The organism is Rahnella laticis (assembly GCF_015644585.1).
GTDB lineage: Bacteria > Pseudomonadota > Gammaproteobacteria > Enterobacterales > Enterobacteriaceae > Rahnella > Rahnella laticis.
Genome location: NZ_JADOBI010000008.1, coordinates 154,456 through 174,630, shown reverse-complemented (window position 1 = coordinate 174,630; position 20,175 = coordinate 154,456). Strand labels below are relative to the sequence as shown.

The window sequence follows — 20,175 nt, the reverse complement described above, 5'->3', positions numbered from 1 at the left end:
GGCACAGCGCTGAATTATTCCTGTGAAAAATAGTGTTCCACCAGAATAGCCGCGCCGTCATCAATCGCTTTGTGGACCAGCTTCACGCAGCGTTTGCTGTCGCCGGCTTCCAGCGCCAGCAGCAGCTGATCATAATTGTGCTTGCCCTGCGTCATCGGCGAAGATTGCGGATAGAGGTAATTAAAGCACGGGCCGATCTGCACCCAGAGTTGCTCGATCAGCGCCATCAGCGTCGGCATTCCGGCCATCTCATACAGCGTAAAGCGGAACTCGCGGTTGGCCTCGAGCGCCTCTTCCACCTTGTTCTCTCTTTTGGCGGCCAGGAATTTTGCGTTCAGATTTTTCAGCAGCGCGATGTGATCTGCGGTCACCCGCTCACAGGCCTGCGACACCGCCAGCCCTTCCAGATTTTTGCGGATCAGCGTGATTTCCTGATAGCGCGACTGGGGAATTTTTGGCACCAGAAACGCCTGCGCGGGCGTGGCATCCAGCGCACCGGCAGAGACCAGCCGCAATAACGCTTCGCGCACCGGTGTGACGCTGGTTCCCAGTTTTTCTGCAATCTCTTTCGTGACCAGTCGCGCGCCCGGCTTGAGTACACCGACAATCAGCGCTCCTTTCAGCTTCGCTTCAACCTGCATCGTCAGGCTGACTCGCTGCGCTTTTTCCATCTCAAACATGTGACTTTCCTTTAGCAAAATTATCGATTTGCTTTTGCAGTTTAAACTCTGGCTTGCCAAAAATACATTATATAGGATATATCATGTATTAAGGAATTGAACATTGATTGAACGTTTTTTCTAACGCACCGACTTCATTTAATTCCGTCAACCTTTCTGGCGGCTTCACTTTGGGAATGACCGTAATGAGAATACCTGCCTTCAAACTGGCGTCACTGGCTTTGCTGACTGGCCTGGCAACACCCGCCGCTTTCGCTTCTGAACTGGTGATCGCGCAAACCACTTCTGCCACGGCAATGGATCCGGGTTTCCTGAAAGAATCCGCCACGCTGGTGGACAACCTCTTTGATACGCTGGTGCTGCGCGATGCCAATATGCAGTTGCAGCCGGGGCTGGCAACCGGCTGGAAGTCGCTCGACGACACCACCTGGGAATTCACGTTACGTCAGGGCGTTAAATTCAGCGACGGCGAGCCGGTCAATGCGCAGGCCGTCAAATTCTCTCTCGACCGTATTCTTGATCCCGCAAACCACGCGCCGACCATCTCTTATATCCGCACAATTAAATCAGTGGAAGTCACCGGTGATTATCAGGTGAAAATTCATACCAGCGGCCCGGATCCGCTGTTGCCCACGCGCATGAGCCGTTACCCGACATACATTGTGCCACCGGCCTATGTCACCAAAGTGGGCGCGGCTGAATTTGCGCGTAAACCGGTCGGGTCCGGAGCGTATACCTTGCAGACGTTTATCCCCGACGAAAAAGTGGTGATGCAGGCCAATCCGAATTACTGGCGTGGTAAGCCCGCAATCGATACCGTCACCTGGCGGCCAATTCCTGAAGCCACTGCACGTATTACCGCCCTGCTGACCAGTGAAGTTCAGCTGGTGGATGGCGTTCCGGCCGATCTGGTTCCGGCGCTGAAAAACAAACCGGGCGTGCATCTTGAGCAGGTCGAAAACGGCGGCCTGACGATTTACCTCGGGCTGAAGAATGACCAGAAACCGCTGAACGACGTGCGCGTGCGTCAGGCGCTTTCTCTGGCACTGAACCGCACGGCGTATACCCGCGATTTGCTCCACGGTTTCGGGACGCCAACCGGCACGATGGCCGGGCCGAAAGATTTTGGCTATGACGCGATCCCGGCACCGGCGCAGGACGTCGCAAAAGCGAAATCCCTGCTGGCGGAAGCCGGTTATCCGCAGGGCTTCACCCTGAAATTCCAGGCACCGCGCCGTTATATCGCCAGCGCCGATGTGGCACAGGCGATCGTGCAGGATCTGGCGGCGATCGGCGTGAAAGCCGAGCTGGAAGTCCCGGAATGGTCGGTTTATACCCAGCAGGTGGCGGCGCAGAAACAGGCTCCGCTGTACATGCTGGCGTGGGGTTCCACCCAGACGCTGGACGCCGATGCCGCGCTGTATCCGATCCTGCATTCCGGCGAACCGTATTCTACGGTGAATTCTCCGGAGCTGGACGCCCTGCTTAACAGCAGCCGCACCACGGTGGACCCGGCAAAACGCGAGAAGATTTTGCAGCAAATCCAGCAGGTTGTGGCGGTACAGCAACCGCTGATCCCGCTTTACAAGGAAGATTCACTGTACGCCAGCGCGGATAACGTGACCTTCAAAGGCCGCGCAGACTCCCGCATTCCGCTGTTCGACCTGAGGCTTAAATGATTTCACTGCGTTCGGTTTTGCAGAGAAAACCCCGTCGTCGCTTTTATGGCGACGGTATTCTCGGCGGCCTTTTGCTGTTGCTGGTCATCATCCCGGCGCTTCTTGCGCCGTGGTTACCGCTGCCGGATCCGCTGAAGAACGATCTGGTCGCGGCATTTTCTGCCCCCGGCGGTCAGCATCTGCTTGGCACAGATCAGCTGGGGCGCGATTTATTGTCACGTATTCTGGCAGGCACCCGCCTTTCGCTGATGGTGGTATTGCTGGCGGCGGTGATTGCGGCGGTGATCGGTTCGGTGCTGGGCATGATTGCCGGATACACGGGCGGCTGGCTGGACGCGCTGATCATGCGCCTGATGGACATCCAGCTGGCAGTGCCGTTTATCCTGCTGATCTTACTGGTGATGGCGCTGTTCGGCGCGTCGCTGACCAACATTATCCTGATTATGGGTGTCACCAGCTGGGCGATTTACGCCCGCGTGGCACGCGCCAAAACGCTGGAAATCCGCGAGCTGGAATACATCGAATCCGTCAAAGCCATGGGCTTTTCGACGCCGCGCATTTTGCTGCGCCACGTTTTACCGAACCTGATGACGCCGCTGATTGTCCTGCTGACGCTGGATATTCCGCGGCTTATCGTGCTTGAAGCGTCGATTGGTTTTCTCGGCATGGGCATTCAGCCGCCGACGCCGACGCTGGGGAACCTGATCGGCGAAGGCCGTTCTTACATGCTGCTCGCGCAGTGGCTGGTGCTGTATCCGGGGCTGGTGATTGCCGCGCTGGTGATCGGCTGCAACCTGCTCGGCGACAGCCTGCTGCGCAAAACCCACACGAGGCTCGACTGACATGCTGCGTTATATCCTGCAACGCCTCGGGCAATCCGTGCTGGTGATGTTCGGCGTTTCCCTGCTGATTTTCTACAGTTTGCATCTTACCGGCGATCCGGCGGCGGTCATGATGCCGCCTGGTTCGAGCCAGCAGGAAATCGAGAATTTCCGCCACAGCATGGGCTTTGACCGTTCACTTATCTGGCAATACGGACATTATCTCACCGGCGTTTTACACGGCGATCTCGGCGAATCCCTGCGCTACAGCCAGCCGGTTACGGAGTTAATTGGTCAGCGCGTTCCCGCCACGCTGCTGCTCGCTGTCAGCGCCCTGCTCTGGAGCACGCTGGCCGGTTTGCTGCTCGGCATCGTCAGCGCGCTTTACCAGAACACCGCGTGGGATTTGCTCTCGCGTTTGCTGGCGTTCAGCGGTCAGGCAATCCCGGTTTTCTGGCTCGGGCTGCTGCTGATTATCGTGTTCAGCCTCAATCTGCGCTGGCTCCCGTCCGGCGGTTATGGCAGCGCCAGCCAGCTCATCATGCCCGCACTGAGCCTCGGCGCGTATTACATGAGCGCGATTGCGCGCCTGATCCGCGCCAGCCTGATTGACGTGATGCAGCAGGATTACATCCGCACCGCGCGCGCCAAAGGGCTGAGTGCCTGGCGGATTGTGGTGCGCCATGGATTACGCAATGCGCTGATCCCGGTCATTACCGTGCAGGGAATGTATTTCGCCTCGCTGCTCGGCGGCGCGCTGGTGACGGAAATCATTTTTGCCTGGCCGGGCATTGGCCGCCTCGCCGTGCAGGCCATTCAGAACCGTGATTTCCCGCTGGTGCAGGCCATTGTGCTGCTGGCCGCGCTGGTGTTTGTCGGCATCAACCTGATTATCGACCTGCTCTATGGGGTACTGAACCCGAGGATCCGCCTGTGAGTATTTCCATTACGCCCGCGATTTACCCGACGCTGGATTTGCTGTCTGCCATCACGCCGTTTGCCAGCGTTTCCGGCCAGATTGATCAGCAACGCGCACTGGCGCAGTGGCTGGAAGACTGGATCCGTAGCGAACTGGGCGGCATTCCGGTGCTGGCGGTAAGTGAACAAACCGTGCAAAACGCCCCACCGCTGGTGCATATGCGCATTGACCGGCAGGCGGAAAAAACGCTGGTGCTTTACAACATGTATGACGTGATGCCCGCAGATGACGCGGGCTGGGAATTTCCGCCGTTCAGCGGCGGCGTGTCTGAATGGCCGGGCGTCGGCGAAGTATTTATTGCGCGCGGTGCCGAGAACAACAAAGGCCCGCTGGCGGGCATGCTGATGGCGCTGAAATCGCTGTGCGACAGCGGAAAACTCAGCGTCAATATTGAAATTATTCTGGAAGGCGAAGAAGAAACGGGCAGCGGCGAGCTGCGCCGTTATCTGGCGCAGGATCCCTGCCCGGTTTCAGCCGCCAGCGCGGTCTTTTTCCCGTCACTGTGCGAATACGGCGGCGGCGAGCCGCGCGTTTATCTCGGATTCAGCGGGCTGAGCGGAGGCCGCTTAAAAGTCAGCGGCGGCAAATGGGGCGGCCCGTCTGCGGCTATTCACGCCAGTAACGCTAACTGGATCGCCAACCCCGTATGGCGGCTGGTTGCCGCGCTGAACGCCATCGCGCCCGCGCATAACAGCGGCGTGATTGCCCGGCAGGTGATTGATGAAGAGGTCAACCGGCTGCTGTGTGCGCTCGCCGCGCAGTTCAGCATCGCCGATGAATTGACATTTCGCCGCAGCGAAACCTTATCCGTCAGCGGCGATACGCTGGCCTGCCTGCAACAGCTGATCAACGGCGCGGTGCTGAATATTTCGGAAATCCGCAGCGACCCGCTGGAGTCACGCGGTGTCATTCCCCGCAGCGCCAGCGCCGAGATTGCGTTGCGCGTTCCGCCGGGCATCGACGGTGAAAGCCTGCTGGCGGTGATCCGCCAGACGCTCGCCCGCCCGGAATTCGACGGCGTGGAACTGGAACTCGACGACAGTTATCCCGGCCACCGTTTTGCCCGTCACAGCCCCGGCGTCTGCGCCCTGCTCACCAGCTATGAAATGCAGGGTGCGAAACCGCAGATCTGGCCGTGGGCACCCGGCTGCGCACCGGCTTACATTTTCGCGCGCGTGGCACCGGCCTTCCTGATTGGCGGGCTCGGCCACGGCGGCAACGCGCACGGCGTGAACGAATTCGTCACCCTGCGCGGGCTGGAACGTTTTCAGCAGTCAGTCACTGAATGGATCACCCTGTTCAGTGAGGAACCCCCTTTTTCTGCACCGGCGGTTTAGCCGCCGGTGTTTTGCGTCAGCTCCCGGGGAAGTTTTAAAAATAAACCAGCAGGATATTTACCATGAAACAGTCCGATGATTTTGAAAGAGTTTCACTGGGGTTCTTCCCCACGCCGCTTGAGCGCCTGACCACTCTGGGCGACTCACTTGGCGTCACGCTGGACATCAAACGCGATGATTACACCGGTTTCGGCGGCGGCGGCAATAAGGTCCGTAAGCTGGAATATCTGATGGCCGACGCCTGCCGCAAAAACGTGGATGTGGTGATCACCACCGGCGGACATCAGTCAAACCACGCGCGCATGGTCTCCGCCGCCGCGCGTAAGTTCGGCATGAAACCGGTGCTGGTGCTGCGTGGCAATCAGCCTGAGACGTATCAGGGCAACCTGCTGCTCGACAAACTCTTTGGCGCGGAGCTGGAGTTTCTCGACCCGGACGGCTATTTCACCCAGATTGAAGGCGCGATGAACGCCCATGCTGACGCCGCACAGGCGCGGGGCGAAAAAGCGCTGATTATCCCGCTGGGCGGTGCCACGCCGCTTGGCGCACTGGGTTATGTCCGCGCCATCGAAGAAATGGACGCTCAGCTGAAAACACGCGGCGAACCTGCGCCGGACGTCATCGTAGCCCCAACCGGCTCCGGCGGCACGCTGGCCGGGTTGTACGTCGGTGCGCGCCGTTACTGGCCGGACACCAAAATTATCGGTATCAGCGTCAGCGCTAAAGCCGACTGGTTCCAGACCCGCATTTCAGCCATGGCGCAGGATTGCGCTGACCTGCTCGAATGGCCGCAAAGCTGGACGCCGGAAGATATCTGGATTGAGGACGGTTTTGTCGGCACCGCCTACGGTGTGCCTTCTGACGGCGGCATCGACGCCATTTACCGCGTTGCACAGGCTGAAGGGGTGCTGCTGGATCCGGTTTACACCGGCAAAGCGATGCACGGCTTAATCAGCCTGACTGAGCAAGGCAAAATCAGCGCCGGTTCGCGGGTGATTTTCGTGCACTGCGGCGGTTCACCGGCGCTTTATCCTTTCGCACAAACGTTGCTGGAGCACTGAATATGACATCCGGTTTTCGCACACTGAGCCGCGCGGACGTGGTGGCGCTGGGCGGCACCGATCCGCAGGCCGCGCTGGAAGATATCTGTGACGTTGTCACGCTGATGCGCCAGAATGCGGCGCAGATGCCTGCGGAAACCCACGTCAGTTTAGGCACGCCGCGCGGCAAAGCGTATGCGCTGCCCGCCAGCGTTGGCGGGCGGTTTAACGCCGCCGGGGTGAAATGGACCGCACATCGCCCGGACGCGCAGGACAAGCTCCCGCAGGCGATGGCGCTGACGCTGATTAACCGCGCCGATAACGGCCAGCCGCTCGGGCTGGTGGAGAGCGGCGCGCTGACCGCCACGCGCACCGCAGCGGTGTCGGCCCTTGCACTGCGCCATGCCGCGCCGCGTCCGGTTCAGCGCGTGTTACTGCTCGGTGCGGGTGTTCAGGCACTGGCGCATCTCGACATGCTTCGCCAGCTTTTCCCCGATTTGCACCAGGTCAGCTGGTGGGATCGCAGTGCCATTGCGTTGCCGGTGGATATCGCGCAATTCCCCTGGCCGCTGATTCGGGTTCCCGATCTTCACAATGCGCTGGCACAGGACGCTGACGCCGTGATCACCTGTACCAGCGCCGCCGAACCGCTGCTCGGGCCGGAAGCTGTCCGCGCCGGTCGTTTGGTGATTCAGGTTGGCTATCACGAAGTGTCCTTTGCAGCGATTAACCGCTCGACGCGCGTGCTGGTTGATTTATGGGGAGATTTCTGTGAAACCAGTGCCAAAAGCCTGTTCCAGATGTACCGCGCCGGAAAATTCCTGCCCGAACACGTGGACGCCGATTTAGGCAATCTGCTGCTCGACGGCTGGCGACCGGCGGCTGATGACAGCGTGTATTTCTCCTCGTTCGGCCTCAACGTTTTTGACATCGCCCTCGCATCGCGCGTACTAAAACTCGCCGCCGAACGCGGAACGGGCACGCTTTTACCGCTTTTCCCGGAGTAAGACTTTGGCTGTTTATCCTTTACCCGCACAAAATGTTCTCAATCACCGGCTGCTGATCGGTGCCGCAGAGCTGTTATCGCGCCGCCAGCTTGGGCAGGAATTTGCCCTGATTGACGTCCGTGAGTTCTCACAGTGGCAGGCAGAAACGTTGCCCGATGCGCTTCATCTCAACGTGTACGATTATTTTATTCCCGACAGCACCGTTGCAGGCATCCGGGGCATGGCGGATGCCTTTCACCGGGCATGGCAACAACTGGCTATCAGTGACAACGTCACACCAGTATTTTTCGAACAACAGGTCGGCATGCGTTCCCCGCGCGGCGCATGGTTTGCTCAGTTCGGCGGCATCGAAAAAGCGCTGATACTGGACGGCGGACTGGACGCCTGGGTAGAGGCAGGCGGCAAATTGCAGCCCGGCACCGGACGCAGCGCGGTGGTCAGCCCGGACAGCCCGAACGCGTTAAACTCCTCCGTTTTTCTGAAAGACCTGACTGCCACCCGCGATGAAGTGCTGAACGCGCAGGCCAATGGCGCGCAAATTCTGGATGCACGCCGCCCGACGGAATTTTGCGGTGAATTTGCGCATGAATGCTGTCATCGCGCAGGCCGGATCCCCGGCGCGAAACTGCTTTTCTGGGAAGATGTGGTGCAGAACGGCGCATTTCTCAGCGCAGAGGAAATCCGTCAGCGGGCAGAAGCCGCGGGCTTATCGCCTGACCGGCGGGTGATCATTTATTGTCATCGCGGCGCGCGGGCAGCTACGGTGTACACCGCGCTTCAGCTGGCCGGTTATCGCCAGCTGGCGGTGTATGTAGGGTCATGGCATGAATGGGCAGAACATCGCGAACTGCCGATGCTGACAGGCGGTTAACCCGCCCGACGCAGTTGCAGCGCCCGCGTGATATCGGGCGCGGCGGCCAGTAAGGTTTGCGTATAAGGATGTTGCGGCGCACGCAGAACCCGCGCCGTATCGCCGCTTTCCACGATTTTCCCGTGATACAGCACCACCACGCGATCGCACACCTGTTTCACCGCCGCCAGATCGTGACTGATAAACAGCACCGTCAGCCCCAGCTGCTGGCGTAACTGATCCAGCAGCGCCAGAATCTGCCCGCGTACCGACAGATCCAGCGCCGAAACCGCTTCATCCGCCACCAGTAATTCAGGTTCCAGCGCCAGCGCACGGGCGATGGCCACACGCTGGCGCTGGCCGCCGGAAAACTCGCCGGGCAGACGACTGGCGTGATGCGCTTCCAGCCCGACGAGTTTCAGTAATTCTTCCACCCGCGCCTGAATCTGCGCCGCAGGCCGCAGTTTATACACATGCAGCGGTTCGGCAATCTGCTCGCCGATAGTGATTTTCGGATTCAGGCTGGCGTAAGGGTCCTGAAAGATAATCTGCGCACGGCGGCGCATTTTCTGCCGCGTTCCGTGGCGGGCTTGTGTCAGCGAGACGCCGTCAAATTCGATATCGCCGCTGTCGGTGTCCGTCAGGCCAATTATGGCGCGCCCGAGCGTGGTTTTGCCGGAACCGGATTCACCGATTAGCCCGAGAATTTCACCCCGGCGGATATCCAGCGTGGTCGGGAAAAGCACCGTCTGACGCTTTGCCGGAACAAAGGGAAGACGCTGCGCCTGCGGATAACTTTTGGTCAGCCCGCGCAGCCGCACCAGCGGCGAATCCGCGCTGATTTCACCGGTCTTTTCCCGAGGCTCCGGCTGCGACGCGCCAATCAGTTTGCGGGTATACGGCTCCTGCGGATCCGTCAGCAACTGCGCCACCGGCCCCTGCTCGACCAGATTTCCCTGATGCATCACGTAAGCGCGGTCGGCGTAACGCGCCACCACGCTCAGGTCATGCGTAATCAGCAAAATGCCCATGTCCATTTCCTGTTGCAGTTCCTGCAACAACGTCAGAATTTGTGCCTGAATGGTGACATCCAGCGCGGTCGTCGGCTCATCGGCAATCAGCAACGCCGGTTTACAGCTGATGGCGCTGGCGATCATCACCCGCTGGCGCATCCCGCCTGAAAGCTGATGAATATACTGCTTCGCCCGTTGTTCCGGGTTCACAATCCCGACGCGACCGAGCAATGCCACCGCTTCGCGGTGCGCCTGTTTCCAGCTCAGCTGCTGATGGCGAACCAGCACCTCGGCAATCTGCTCCCCGACTTTCAGCACCGGATTCATGCTGGTCATCGGTTCCTGAAAAATCATCGCGATCCGTTTCCCGCGCACCGGCGCGTCAAAAGGCATCTGCGGGCTGGCAATCCTCTGATCATCGAGCCAGATTTCGCCACCGGTCATATTCACGCCGTGCGGCAACAGCCCCATCAGCGCCAGCGAGCTCAGGGTTTTCCCCGAACCGGACTCACCGACCAGCGCCACAATTTCACGGCGGTTCACCTGCAACGAAACCGGCTTCACCAGCGGAAAACCGGCGGCGGTATGAATGGCGAGAGAGCGGACATCAAGAAGCGGTCTGGCGGTTGTCATGGGCAAATCCGGCGAAGAAATGAACTTAGAGAATATATCGTATATCTTTAAGTGACAACCCGAATGCAGGCAGCGGGTTAGATGGTTTTGTGCGGGGTTATGCCGGTTTGGTTAGCGGATGGACACAAAAAAAACCGGCACTGTTCCGCCGGTTCATTTTCGCTCTTGTTTTAATACTCAGACCTGCGCCATTCCGCCGTCGACGAAGAGTTCGACGCCGTTGATGAAGCTGGCGGCATCGGAGGCCAGGAATGCGACGGTTTTGCCGATTTCTTTCGGTTCACCCAGGCGGCCTAACGGGACTTGTGCGGCCAGTGCATCGAACAGGCCCTGACGGTGTTCTTCCGGAACCAGATCGCCTAAGCCCGGTGTGCGGATCGGGCCCGGGCTGACGACGTTGACGCGGATGCCGCGGTCTTTCAGATCCAGCGCCCATGAGCGGGCAAAGTTACGCACGGCAGCCTTACTGGCGCTGTACACGCTGAAACTCGCCGTGCCCAGCACTGAAGTGGTGGAGCCGGTCAGAATGATCGATGCGCCATCGGTCAGTAACGGTAAAGCTTTCTGAACCGTGAACAATACGCCGCGGACGTTGGTGCCAAAAATACGGTCGAAGTGTTCTTCCGTGATGCCGCCCAGCGGTTGCATGTCACCGCCACCGGCGTTCGCGAAGAGAATGTCCAGGCGCCCGGCGGTTTTGGCGATTTGTGCATAAACCGCATCAAGGTCGGCCAGAACGGAAGCGTCGGCGCGGATACCCGTTGCCGCAGCGCCGATTTCAGCGACGGCGGCGTCCAGTTCTGCCTGACGGCGGCCGGTGATAAAGACCTGCGCGCCCTGTTCCGCCAGCTCTTTCGCTGTACCCAGACCGATGCCGCTTGTCCCGCCGGTGACCAGTGCAATTTTACCGTTCAGTGGAGTTGTCATTTTTCATTCCTCAAAGTCAGTTCAGGTTAAGTAAAGTTGCCTGAGGTCGGTGACCGTTGTCTGCCGCCTCAGGCATGGGGGGTAATTTAGCGCCTGACGGTTTATTGAAAAATAGCGAAAAATGAAAAAGACTATTCCTGTGTGTGTATAATCAAAGCATCGGATAACCGGCGGGAAAAGCGTGTGGATCAGTTAACGGCAATACGGGCGTTTGCCCGGGTGGTTGAGGCGGGGAATTTCACCCGCGCGGCGGATTCTCTGGATATGCCCAATGCGACGCTGAGCAAAATGGTGCAGGAACTGGAGGCGCATCTCGGCGTGCGGTTGTTGCAGCGCACCACGCGGCGCGTGACGGTGACGCCGGAAGGCAGCGAATATTATGAGAAAACGGCACGTATCCTGCGCGATCTGGAAGATGTCGATACGTCGTTTAACGCCGTGCGCAGCAAGCCACGCGGGCTGTTGCGCATTGACGTCGGCGGCTCGACGGCGCGCGATGTGCTGATCCCGGCACTGGCTGATTTTATGACGCGTTATCCCGAAATCCGTCTGGATCTGGGCGTCTCTGACCGTCCTGTGGATCTCATCAGTGACAATGTGGACTGCGTGATACGCGGCGGGCCGCTGGACAACTCTTCGCTGATTGCCCGCAATATCGGCCATGCGACGCTTATCACCTGCGCGACACCGGCCTATCTGAAAGCCTTCGGCACACCGGCCTATCCCGATGAACTGAAAAATGGCCACCGGCTGGTGAGTTATCTTTCACCGCAGAATGGCCGGGCTTTTCCGTTTCGTTTTGAACGCGATGGCGGGAAAACGGAAATTAAAGTCGATCACCGTATTGGCGTGAATGAAAGCAACGCCCATCTGGCGGCCGGAATGGCCGGTCTGGGGATTATCCAGACGTTCAGCTATTCCATTTGCGACGCGCTGCAACGCGGAACGCTGGTGGAAATTCTGAGAGAATGGCGGCCTGCGCCCTATCCGTTCCATGTGGTCTACCCGCAAAACCGCCACGTTCCGCATCGCCTGCGCGTCTTCATCGACTGGCTGGTGGAAACCTTTCCGCAAAAAGTCAGCGGTCAATTGCCAGCAATTCAGAGCTGAAAAACGGGTTTACCGTTACGGACGTTTTCCAAACTCGCACTCCCGCTGCGTCCATTTGCGGGCCTGTTCGCTCAGCGTGAACCCCAGCCCCGGCCGGTCTGATATCCACATCCGGCCATCACGCAGTTCCAGCTGTTCGTTAAAGAGCGGGTTCAGCCACTCGAAATGCTCGAGCCAGGGTTCCAGCGGATAGGCGGCGGAAAGATGCAGATGCACTTCCATCGCAAAATGCGGAGCCAGTTTTTTACCGTGCCGCGCGGCCAGATCCATAATTTTCAGGAAGGGCGTGATGCCGCCCACGCGTGGCGCATCCGGCTGCACATAATCGCTGGCATTGCCGAGGATCAGCTGTTCATGCTCGCGGTAGCTGGTGAGCATTTCTCCGGTGGCGATCGGCGTATCGAGCGCGGCGGCCAGCGCGGCGTGGCCTTCCACGTCATAAGCATCCAGCGGTTCTTCAATCCATACCAGATTAAATGCTTCCATTTTCCGGCCCATGCGGATGGCGGTTTCGCGATCCCATTGCTGGTTGGCATCGACCATCAGCGGAAAATCATCGCCCAGTTCCTGACGCACGGCGGTCAGGCGGCGGATGTCTTCGCGGGTATCCGGCTGGCCGACTTTTATCTTGATGCCACCAATGCCGCTTTCGCGTGAAATCGCGACATTTTTGATGACCTGCTCCAGCGGAGTATGCAGGAAACCACCGGAGGTGTTGTAGCACTGCACGGAATCGCGGTGTGCGCCGAGCAGTTTCGCCAGCGGCAGTCCGGCGCGTTTGGCCTTAAGATCCCACAGCGCGATGTCGATTGGCGAAATCGCCTGAACGGCCATGCCGCTGCGCCCGACCGATGCGCCCGCCCACAGCAGTTTGGTATAAATCTTGTCGATATCGTTCGGATCTTCACCCAGCAGATTGTCGGCGATTTCTTTTGCGTGAGCATAAATCCCCTGTCCGCCAGCCCGTTTGGAATAGCTGAACCCGACGCCTTCAAAGCCGTCACGCGTGCGGATTTCGGCGAAAATAATCGCCACTTCGGTCAGCGGTTTTTGCCGCCCGGTAAGCACTTTTGCGTCACTGACGGGCGTCGCCAGCGGCAAAATGGACAGCGAGATTTTCACCCACGCAATTCTGTCACCGGTTTCTGCCGCCGTTTTGGTGTCTGTCGCTTTTGCGTAAGTCACTGCCTGAGAATTTGTTCCGGAAACCATCTGCTAAACCTCCACGTTAAGGGAATATTCAAAATGATTGCGCAATCATTGATACACCCGCGCCTTAACGCTGGCTATAAATAAGGCAGGTAAATTTGTTACCGGTCACAAAAATGTTGACATATCCGGAAGTAAGCATGATTTGTATTTTGATCCCTGAGATACTGCTTCCCTGCTGTTTACGCGTAATGATATCGCAATCATTAATACAAGGTTCCGCCTGTGAAAAACGCTTCTGACGCTAAAAAAAGTCCCGCCCGGCCACCGACGCTGGAAGATGTCGCACGCGCGGCGGGGCTTTCGCCGATCACCGTAAGCCGCGCGCTGAATACGCCGGATATCGTGCGCCCGAAAACGGTCGCTAAGGTGAAAGAGGCGGTGCAGCTGACCGGCTATATTCCCAATATGCTGGCAGGCGGGCTGGCGTCGCGACGCAGCAAACTGATTGCCGTGGTGGTGCCACAAATCAATAACAGCATGTTTATCGACACGATTCAGGCCATCAGCGACGAGCTGGCGCTGCGCAATTACCACATGCTGCTGTGCGTGTCGGGCTACAGCCCGGAAACGGAAGCGGATATTGTCTCAACGCTGCTTTCCCGCAGGCCGGACGGCATTGTGCTGACCGGGATCCACCACAGCAGCGAGCTGAAAAAATGCGTGCTGAATGCCGCTATTCCGGTGGTGGAAATCTGGGATCTGACGCCGACGCCGCTCGACATGCTGATCGGCTTTTCGCACGAGAAAATCGGCAATGCCCTCGCCCGTTTCATGCTCGGTAAAGGGCATCAGCGCTTCGGGCTGATCTGGACGCCCGACCAGCGTGCCGCACTTCGTCATAAAGGCATTTTGGATGTGTTCGCCACGCACACCGGTCTGACGTTTACCGACAGTCACGTGCCGTTACCCGCGACCATTGCGCGCGGGCGTGAGGCAATGGCGCAACTTCTGGACAGAGGTGAACAGTACAGTGCGATAATTTGCAGCTCCGATACGCTGGCGCAGGGTGCCATTTTTGAGGCGCAAAGCCGCGGATTGCGGGTTCCTGAGGATGTTGCGGTGATAGGTTTTGGCGATCTGGACTTTGCGCAATGCACGCTGCCGCCGCTGACGACGGTGAAAGTTGACCGCTGGAAAATCGGACAACAGGCCGCCACGTTGCTGGCAGATAAAATTGAAGGATTGCCGGTGGCAGAAAGCGTGGTGGATATCGGTTTTACGCTGATTGAAAGAGGTTCAGCGTAAAACCGTTGAGGCAAATTTTCAGGCTTCGAACATTTCCGCGCCGATATACGACCCTTCTTTCGGCGCAGGCGGCACAAAGAAGATCCCCGAACCGATGTGGGAAATGTATTCGTTCAGCGCATCGGAAGAACCCAGGCGGGTTTGCAGCGCTTCAAACTGCGCGGGGTCTTTCTGATAACTGATAAACAACAGGCCGGCATCCAGCTGCGCCATGTTATTCAGACCGTCCGTGTAGTTGTAAGAGCGGCGTAAAATCTTAATGCCCTGATTATTTTCATGCGACGCCAGACTGATGTGCGCGGTCGCCGGAATGATCAGGTTACCGTCGGCATCCTTCTTCTTAAAATCAGGCGTATCAAATTCCTTTGTGCCGGTTAACGGCGCGCCGGACACTTTGTGACGGCCGAACACATTGTTCTGATCACTGACACGGTCAGTGTCCCAGCTTTCAATGTGAATTTTGATTTTGCGCACAACCTGATAACTGCCGTTTTGCTGCCACGCCGGACCACCGTCTTTGATCCAGACATATTTGTCGAAATCCGCTTTTTCGGTGATGTTGCGCGTGCCGTCTTTGAAGCCGAACAGATTGCGCGGCGTGGACTGCCCTTTTCCGGCGGACGCACGACCAAAGCCCATGACCGTCCAGCGGGTTTGGGCTGCGCCGGTGCTTTTGGCGATACGCGCCAGATCGCGGATGGCGTGATACGCCACCTGCGGATCGTCCGCACAGGCCTGCAATGACAAATCACCGCCGGTCAGTTCCGGCTGCATGTCGTCACTTGGCAACTGCATCAGGTTACGCATCAGCACCGGTTTGTGCTGCGTCAGCCCGAATGTGTCCGTGAAGACGCGCGGCCCCAGACCGACGGTCACCGTCAGTGACGCCGGGCCGAGATCCATCGCTTCACCGGTATCCATCCCGACGCCGCTGTCACGGGCAGGTTCAACCTGTCCGATGGTGCCGCCTTTCATGAGCTGCGCAATCGCCGACGACCAGCGCGCCAGCAGAACCTGCAAGTTCTGCCGCGTGGTGGTCGTCAGATCAAACGTCATAAACATGATGTGACGCTGCGGCGGCGTGCTGATCCCTGCCTGTCCTTCGTGACCGTAAAAAGAATACTGACGGGAAAGGTCAATTTTATCTTCCGGGTCGCGGGCGGCCGTCGCCTGCCCGTGCGCATAGCTGACCGTTGGAATAGCCAGAGCACTGGCGCCTGCCACTGCTCCTTTCAGCAATTCACGACGAGAAAACTTACCGGCCTCCCTGGCCGGATGGAGTTTGTCGCTCATTCATCAGGCTCCTTTATTCGCCGCCACTTTCTCAGCGATTTTAGACAGAGGTTCCTGCAACGCCTGAATAGTGCGGCTCAGTTTGGCGGCATCAGACGCTTTCAGTTCAGCCGTGTAGTATTTGTATCCGCCCGGGACTTTAGGATCACGATAGGTTTCCAGCATGTCGTGAACGGCAGCGAACTGCGCGGCAACCTGTTTAGTCAGCTCAGGATCAATTTTTTCCAGACCCGGTTGCAGGTAAGCAAATGCCTGCTGCGCGCCTTCGACGTTACCGGCGAAATCCACCAGATCGAAGTGACTGAATGCCTCTTCTTCCCCGTTGATTTTAGTGTTTTGCACTTCTTCCAGCAGATCGGCAGCGCCGTTAGCCAGATCTTCCGGTTTGTAAGTCAGCGCTTTGGTCAGTGCGTCCAGACGCACCACGTTCTGCTGCAATTCGGTGGCCGTTTGTTTGGTTTCTGCGGTGATTTTGCCCTGACCGAACAGGTCACGTTCGATGGCGTGGAAGCCGTGCCAGCCCGCTTTCGGATCCAGATTGGAGGCACGCATGTCGATCAGGTAATCCAGATTCCCGGCGTTATCGGTCGCCTTGAAGCCCGGCAGAATAAAACCGTTCACGTCAGATTCGATACGTTCGTAGAACGGACGCGCTTTGGCGTAATCGGCCTTGGCCGTTGCCAGGTCGCCGGCATCGATATCCGCTTTCAGGCGGTTAACGGCCACGACCATCGCGTCCACCACGCCATTCACATAAGTCGCGTAATCTTTGGTGCCCTGCGCCAGAATGGTGGCGGTGCTGCCCTGCGGCTGCGCGGCGCTTTTGCCGGTCACGGTGAAGTCGATCAGTTCACGTTTCGCGCCCGGGCAATAGATTTGGTATTTGCCGCCATCGAGCGTCAGGGTGAATTTCACCGCTGGCAGCCCCGGCGCGAGGTTCTCTTTTTCGCCCAGAATACGGTTGTTGCTCAAAAGCTCTAATTCGGTAATCGCCGTCGCGGTTTTGTTCACCACGTTAAACGTCACCGGACCGGCTTTCGCAGAATCGTGGTCGACCACGCAGGTGCCGTCTGCGGCGCTGGTCATGGTGATATTCACTTCAGAAACGCCGTTTTTCACCGGAGCCACTGATGCCGCATTGGCAGGCGCTTCCACGGAGAACATCAGCAATGCCGTCAGACCCGCGGCCGTCATCAGAGATTCTTTTTTCTTAAACGTCTTTATGCGCATAAGTTTCCTATCCTTTATTTATTTTTTGGCAAGCCAGTGTGTAATGGAGAACCGAATGACAGGCCGTCTTTACCCGAAACAGAAAGCCGTTCATTGCGGAGTTTCAAGAGAACCCGTAATGCAGAGATGACAAAAATAAGGGCCAGCGCCGCCAGAAGAACAGGCAACATGACAGCCCAAAAACGGTATGTATCCTGATAAGTTTGCATCTGTTGCAGCGCGTCAGAAACGCTCTGCTGATACGCGCCGCTCACCTGCCAGTTACAGTCGGACGCCGCAGCCGTAGGATTGCGCGCCGTGACGGTGCGCGGAGATTGCAGGCCGCTGCCCGAAAGCGTGATCACTTCGTCGGCCTGCGCGCTGGCCCCCAGCAAAACGCCCTGCGCCACGGAAACCTGAACGTTGCAGTGAAGTGTCCACGCCGCCTGATACGGCCCCGGATGCTGCGCCGGATCCAGCCCGATGGGAATACGGTTGCCGTACAACGCCACCACCGCATCGAGATCCAGAATCGCCGGTGCGCCTGGCGGCGAATACGTACTTTTAACCGTCCACTCATCCGCTGGCATTCCGGCCTGGCTGCTCGCCGTTGCCGCATCCGCAGGCAGGTTAATCACAGTGGCACCGCCGCTGGCCGTTTTCACACTCAGCTGATAACCGTTTCCGGCCACCGGCAGAAGCTGTAGCTGCCCCGCGGCGTCTTGCGCGTCATTGCTGACCAGCGGCGCGGTGTCCGGCACCTGAAGCGTAAACGCGGGATAAAACAGGAACAGCGAAAGGGCCGCCAGCGCCAGAACGGCGGCGGACGCCAGCATGGCGCGGGCAGCAACTTTTGCAGAAGGACGACGGTTCGCGGGCCAGTAGATCATCACCGTGACAATCGCGATGTAGAGCACCCAGCCGAAAGTTTCAATCAGGTTCGGATCGGCAGGGATCCCCAGAACGCCGGTGATCAGCGCCGAACGGACCGTGCCCGGCGGCACCAGCCAGGAGAGATCGGCAACGCGCTGCTGCCCGATGTTGAGCCAGCCCGCTTCGTGCGCGGTCATCAGTGAGGTAATAATCAGGCCACCGGCGACGAAAATCAGGAACAGGCCGGTGAAGCGGAAGAAGCGGGAAAGGTTAATGCGGATGCCACCGTAATAAATCCCGCAGCCGATAAATACCGCCACCAGCAGGCCGATAACCGCCCCGGCGGCAGCCCAGGCCGCCGACTGCGCCACCGAGAAAGTGGCCAGCAGGAAGACGCTGGTTTCAAAACCTTCTTTAAGCACGGCCAGAAATGCCATGCTCGCCAGCGCCCAGGCGCCCGACTGGCTGATCGCCTGCGCGGCCTCGCTTTCCAGCTCTTTCTTCATGTTGTGGGCATGGGTGTTCATCCACAAAATCATGCCGGTGACGAAGAAGACGGCGACGCCGCCAATCACCGATTCCATCCCTTCCTGCTCCGCCTGCGGCAGCGCGCGTTCGGTCAGATCCAGCGCCACACCGACCGCGACAGAAAGCACCACGGCAAGCACCACGCCGACCCACATCGCGGTCAGACTTTTGCCATTCTTACGGAGAAACGCCGCAATAATCCCGACGATAAGCGCGGCTTCTAAACCTTCACGAAGTCCGATAATAAAAGTGGCTAACAAAGGGCTGACTCCGTGGCAACAAGAAGCATTATCAATTATTAATGATAATTGATATCAGTTGCCCGAACGGGAAGGAAGAAATGGAGTATGAGGATTTGCAACAGAGTGATGTGAAATTAAGAATATGGTGTAAAGAGTGCTTTATTTGTAACCAAATAATAAACAGAGAATAAAAATGCCAAAGTGAAGGTCGCAGCGCAGAAAATTATCGTTCACATTCCGGCCAACATCATGCCTGACTGCGGCGTCTGAGGCGGATGATTTGTTGTACAGATTCCCGCAACGAAATGGTGCGAAAGATATCCCGCATCATCGACATATCCGCCATTAACCCGCGCAGCCAGCCCATTTTGGCGGCTTTGTACGGGCTGATCACGCCCTGCCAGCTCACCACCCGCACGCGAGATCCGGCGGCGATCCACAACCGGTTGATCCAGACTTCCAGCCCGAAATTCGGCAAAGCGCGGATTTCGTCCAGCCGTGTTGCCAGCAGTTCGCGCGCAAACACCCGCTCGCCGGAAATATAATCCAGCCCGATACACCGCCAGATCCACGGGCTGTTGCGCCTCAGACTGATAGTCACATCCGCCTGATTTTGTATTACCGGCTGAACCAGCCGGGTGATATCGCGCCCGTTCAGCCCCAGCAGATCGGCGTCCAGCATCAGCAGATGGCTGCCCGTTGCGGCCGCAATGCCTTCCGCCACCGCGTGGCTTTTACCCTGATTTGTCGCCAGCCTGACCACGCGAACGCCCTTTTCCCGTGCCACGTCTGCGGTGTTATCCGCTGAACCGTCATCCACCACGATAATCTCAAACAGCAAGGGATGGTTGCGCACGACATCCAGCACTTTGCCGATCCGCGCCGCTTCATTACACGCCGGGATAATGCAACTGACGGTGATCATTCTTTGCTCCTCAGCCACATGACGCCTGCGGCGACCAGCACGATAAGCAATCCGAGCGAGACGTACAGGATCCAGTTGTTCACCTGCGCGATGATGTCGCCGAACATCCAGCCGATCGCCAGCAGAAACAGGCTTTTGGGAATGGCAGCGATAATGTTGTAGAACAGAAACGGGATGAGCGGCATTCGCGCCATGCCCGCGCCGGTCAGCACCAGCGCACCGGCGGAATGGGTCAGCTTGGCTAACACCAGCAACCGCCCGCCTTTGCGGTCAAAGCTGCGCACCATTTTTTCCAGTCTGGGCTGCGTCAGCCCCAGACGCGCCAGCCAGCCGGGCGGTTGTCCGTCCGGCCCGATAACCCAGCGCCCGAGGGAATAAAAAAGAATATCCCCGAGAATTTCTCCCGCCATCACCACGGCGAAGATGACGGATAAACTGAAATAGTTGAGGCGGACAAAATAACCGGCAAGCACCGTCACCACCGGCCCTTCGATAATGGCCAGCGGGGTCAGAAACAGCAATCCGTGCGCTTTAATCAGTGATTCAATGGTTTCAAGAGCAAACATACGGTC

General features: G+C 58.2%; 18 protein-coding genes. 9 read left to right on the top strand and 9 right to left on the bottom strand.

Annotated features, from left to right (window positions below; all coding sequences use genetic code 11):
* Positions 1-14: 14 nt before the first annotated feature.
* Positions 15-680: a GntR family transcriptional regulator gene (locus IV433_RS18200; protein WP_195815336.1), complete on the bottom strand. Its 666-nt coding sequence runs from the start codon at positions 678-680 to the stop codon at positions 15-17.
* A gap of 185 nt (positions 681-865) precedes the next feature.
* Here IV433_RS18200 and IV433_RS18195 point away from each other — a divergent pair, with 185 nt between their 5' ends.
* The 7 genes from IV433_RS18195 to IV433_RS18165 all read left to right on the top strand — a co-directional run bounded on the left by IV433_RS18195 (position 866) and on the right by IV433_RS18165 (position 8,414).
* Positions 866-2,359 (top strand): ABC transporter substrate-binding protein, encoded by a 1,494-nt coding sequence (locus IV433_RS18195; protein ID WP_195815335.1) that lies wholly within the window; start codon positions 866-868, stop codon positions 2,357-2,359.
* A complete protein-coding gene (locus tag IV433_RS18190) occupies positions 2,356-3,201 on the top strand; it encodes an ABC transporter permease (protein ID WP_195815334.1) in 846 nt (281 codons plus the stop codon). The genes IV433_RS18195 and IV433_RS18190 overlap by 4 nt, the downstream gene beginning before the upstream one ends.
* A gap of 1 nt (position 3,202) precedes the next feature.
* Positions 3,203-4,117, top strand: a complete 915-nt coding sequence (locus IV433_RS18185; protein ID WP_195815333.1) for an ABC transporter permease — start codon at positions 3,203-3,205, stop codon at positions 4,115-4,117.
* Positions 4,114-5,496 carry a M20 family metallopeptidase gene (locus IV433_RS18180; RefSeq protein ID WP_195815332.1) on the top strand — a complete coding sequence of 461 codons (1,383 nt, stop codon included), beginning with the start codon at positions 4,114-4,116 and terminating at the stop codon, positions 5,494-5,496. The genes IV433_RS18185 and IV433_RS18180 overlap by 4 nt, the downstream gene beginning before the upstream one ends.
* 62 nt (positions 5,497-5,558) lie before the next feature.
* Positions 5,559-6,557: a 1-aminocyclopropane-1-carboxylate deaminase/D-cysteine desulfhydrase gene (locus IV433_RS18175; protein WP_195815331.1), complete on the top strand. Its 999-nt coding sequence runs from the start codon at positions 5,559-5,561 to the stop codon at positions 6,555-6,557.
* A 2-nt stretch (positions 6,558-6,559) separates the two neighbouring features.
* Positions 6,560-7,543 (top strand): ornithine cyclodeaminase, encoded by a 984-nt coding sequence (locus IV433_RS18170; RefSeq protein WP_195815330.1) that lies wholly within the window; start codon positions 6,560-6,562, stop codon positions 7,541-7,543.
* 49 nt (positions 7,544-7,592) lie between these two features.
* Positions 7,593-8,414, top strand: a complete 822-nt coding sequence (locus IV433_RS18165; protein WP_195815366.1) for a sulfurtransferase — start codon at positions 7,593-7,595, stop codon at positions 8,412-8,414.
* On the opposite strand, the gene IV433_RS18160 is transcribed toward IV433_RS18165, so the two are convergent.
* Together IV433_RS18160 and IV433_RS18155 are read right to left on the bottom strand one after the other, a co-directional pair.
* On the bottom strand, positions 8,411-10,039 hold the full coding sequence (locus IV433_RS18160; RefSeq protein ID WP_195815329.1) for a dipeptide ABC transporter ATP-binding protein: 1,629 nt from the start codon (positions 10,037-10,039) through the stop codon (positions 8,411-8,413). The genes IV433_RS18165 and IV433_RS18160 overlap by 4 nt on opposite strands.
* 177 nt (positions 10,040-10,216) lie before the next feature.
* On the bottom strand, positions 10,217-10,966 hold the full coding sequence (locus IV433_RS18155; protein ID WP_195815328.1) for a glucose 1-dehydrogenase: 750 nt from the start codon (positions 10,964-10,966) through the stop codon (positions 10,217-10,219).
* Positions 10,967-11,149: 183 nt separating this feature from the next.
* Here IV433_RS18155 and IV433_RS18150 point away from each other — a divergent pair, with 183 nt between their 5' ends.
* Positions 11,150-12,076 (top strand): LysR family transcriptional regulator, encoded by a 927-nt coding sequence (locus IV433_RS18150; RefSeq protein WP_195815327.1) that lies wholly within the window; start codon positions 11,150-11,152, stop codon positions 12,074-12,076.
* 15 nt (positions 12,077-12,091) lie between these two features.
* Here the strand turns inward: IV433_RS18150 and IV433_RS18145 are convergent, their stop codons facing one another.
* Positions 12,092-13,288: an L-talarate/galactarate dehydratase gene (locus IV433_RS18145; RefSeq protein WP_195815326.1), complete on the bottom strand. Its 1,197-nt coding sequence runs from the start codon at positions 13,286-13,288 to the stop codon at positions 12,092-12,094.
* A gap of 222 nt (positions 13,289-13,510) precedes the next feature.
* Between IV433_RS18145 and IV433_RS18140 the strand changes: the two genes are divergently transcribed.
* Positions 13,511-14,533 carry a LacI family DNA-binding transcriptional regulator gene (locus IV433_RS18140; protein ID WP_195815325.1) on the top strand — a complete coding sequence of 341 codons (1,023 nt, stop codon included), beginning with the start codon at positions 13,511-13,513 and terminating at the stop codon, positions 14,531-14,533.
* 18 nt (positions 14,534-14,551) lie between these two features.
* Here IV433_RS18140 and efeB read toward each other — a convergent pair whose 3' ends face one another.
* From efeB to IV433_RS18115, 5 genes are all read right to left on the bottom strand, one after another.
* On the bottom strand, positions 14,552-15,826 hold the full coding sequence (efeB, locus tag IV433_RS18135; RefSeq protein ID WP_195815324.1) for an iron uptake transporter deferrochelatase/peroxidase subunit: 1,275 nt from the start codon (positions 15,824-15,826) through the stop codon (positions 14,552-14,554).
* A 3-nt stretch (positions 15,827-15,829) separates the two neighbouring features.
* Positions 15,830-17,056 (bottom strand): iron uptake system protein EfeO, encoded by a 1,227-nt coding sequence (efeO, locus tag IV433_RS18130; protein ID WP_195815323.1) that lies wholly within the window; start codon positions 17,054-17,056, stop codon positions 15,830-15,832.
* Between the two features lie 14 nt (positions 17,057-17,070).
* Positions 17,071-18,696, bottom strand: coding sequence for an iron uptake transporter permease EfeU (gene efeU / locus IV433_RS18125; RefSeq protein WP_195815322.1), 1,626 nt, complete (start codon positions 18,694-18,696; stop codon positions 17,071-17,073).
* A 229-nt stretch (positions 18,697-18,925) separates the two neighbouring features.
* Entirely contained in the window at positions 18,926-19,603 is a 678-nt protein-coding gene (locus IV433_RS18120; protein WP_195815321.1) for a glycosyltransferase family 2 protein, read from the bottom strand.
* Complete coding sequence (locus tag IV433_RS18115) at positions 19,600-20,169, bottom strand: DedA family protein (RefSeq protein ID WP_195815320.1); 570 nt, start codon at positions 20,167-20,169, stop codon at positions 19,600-19,602. Before IV433_RS18115 ends, IV433_RS18120 begins: the two co-directional genes overlap by 4 nt.
* Positions 20,170-20,175: the final 6 nt, after the last annotated feature.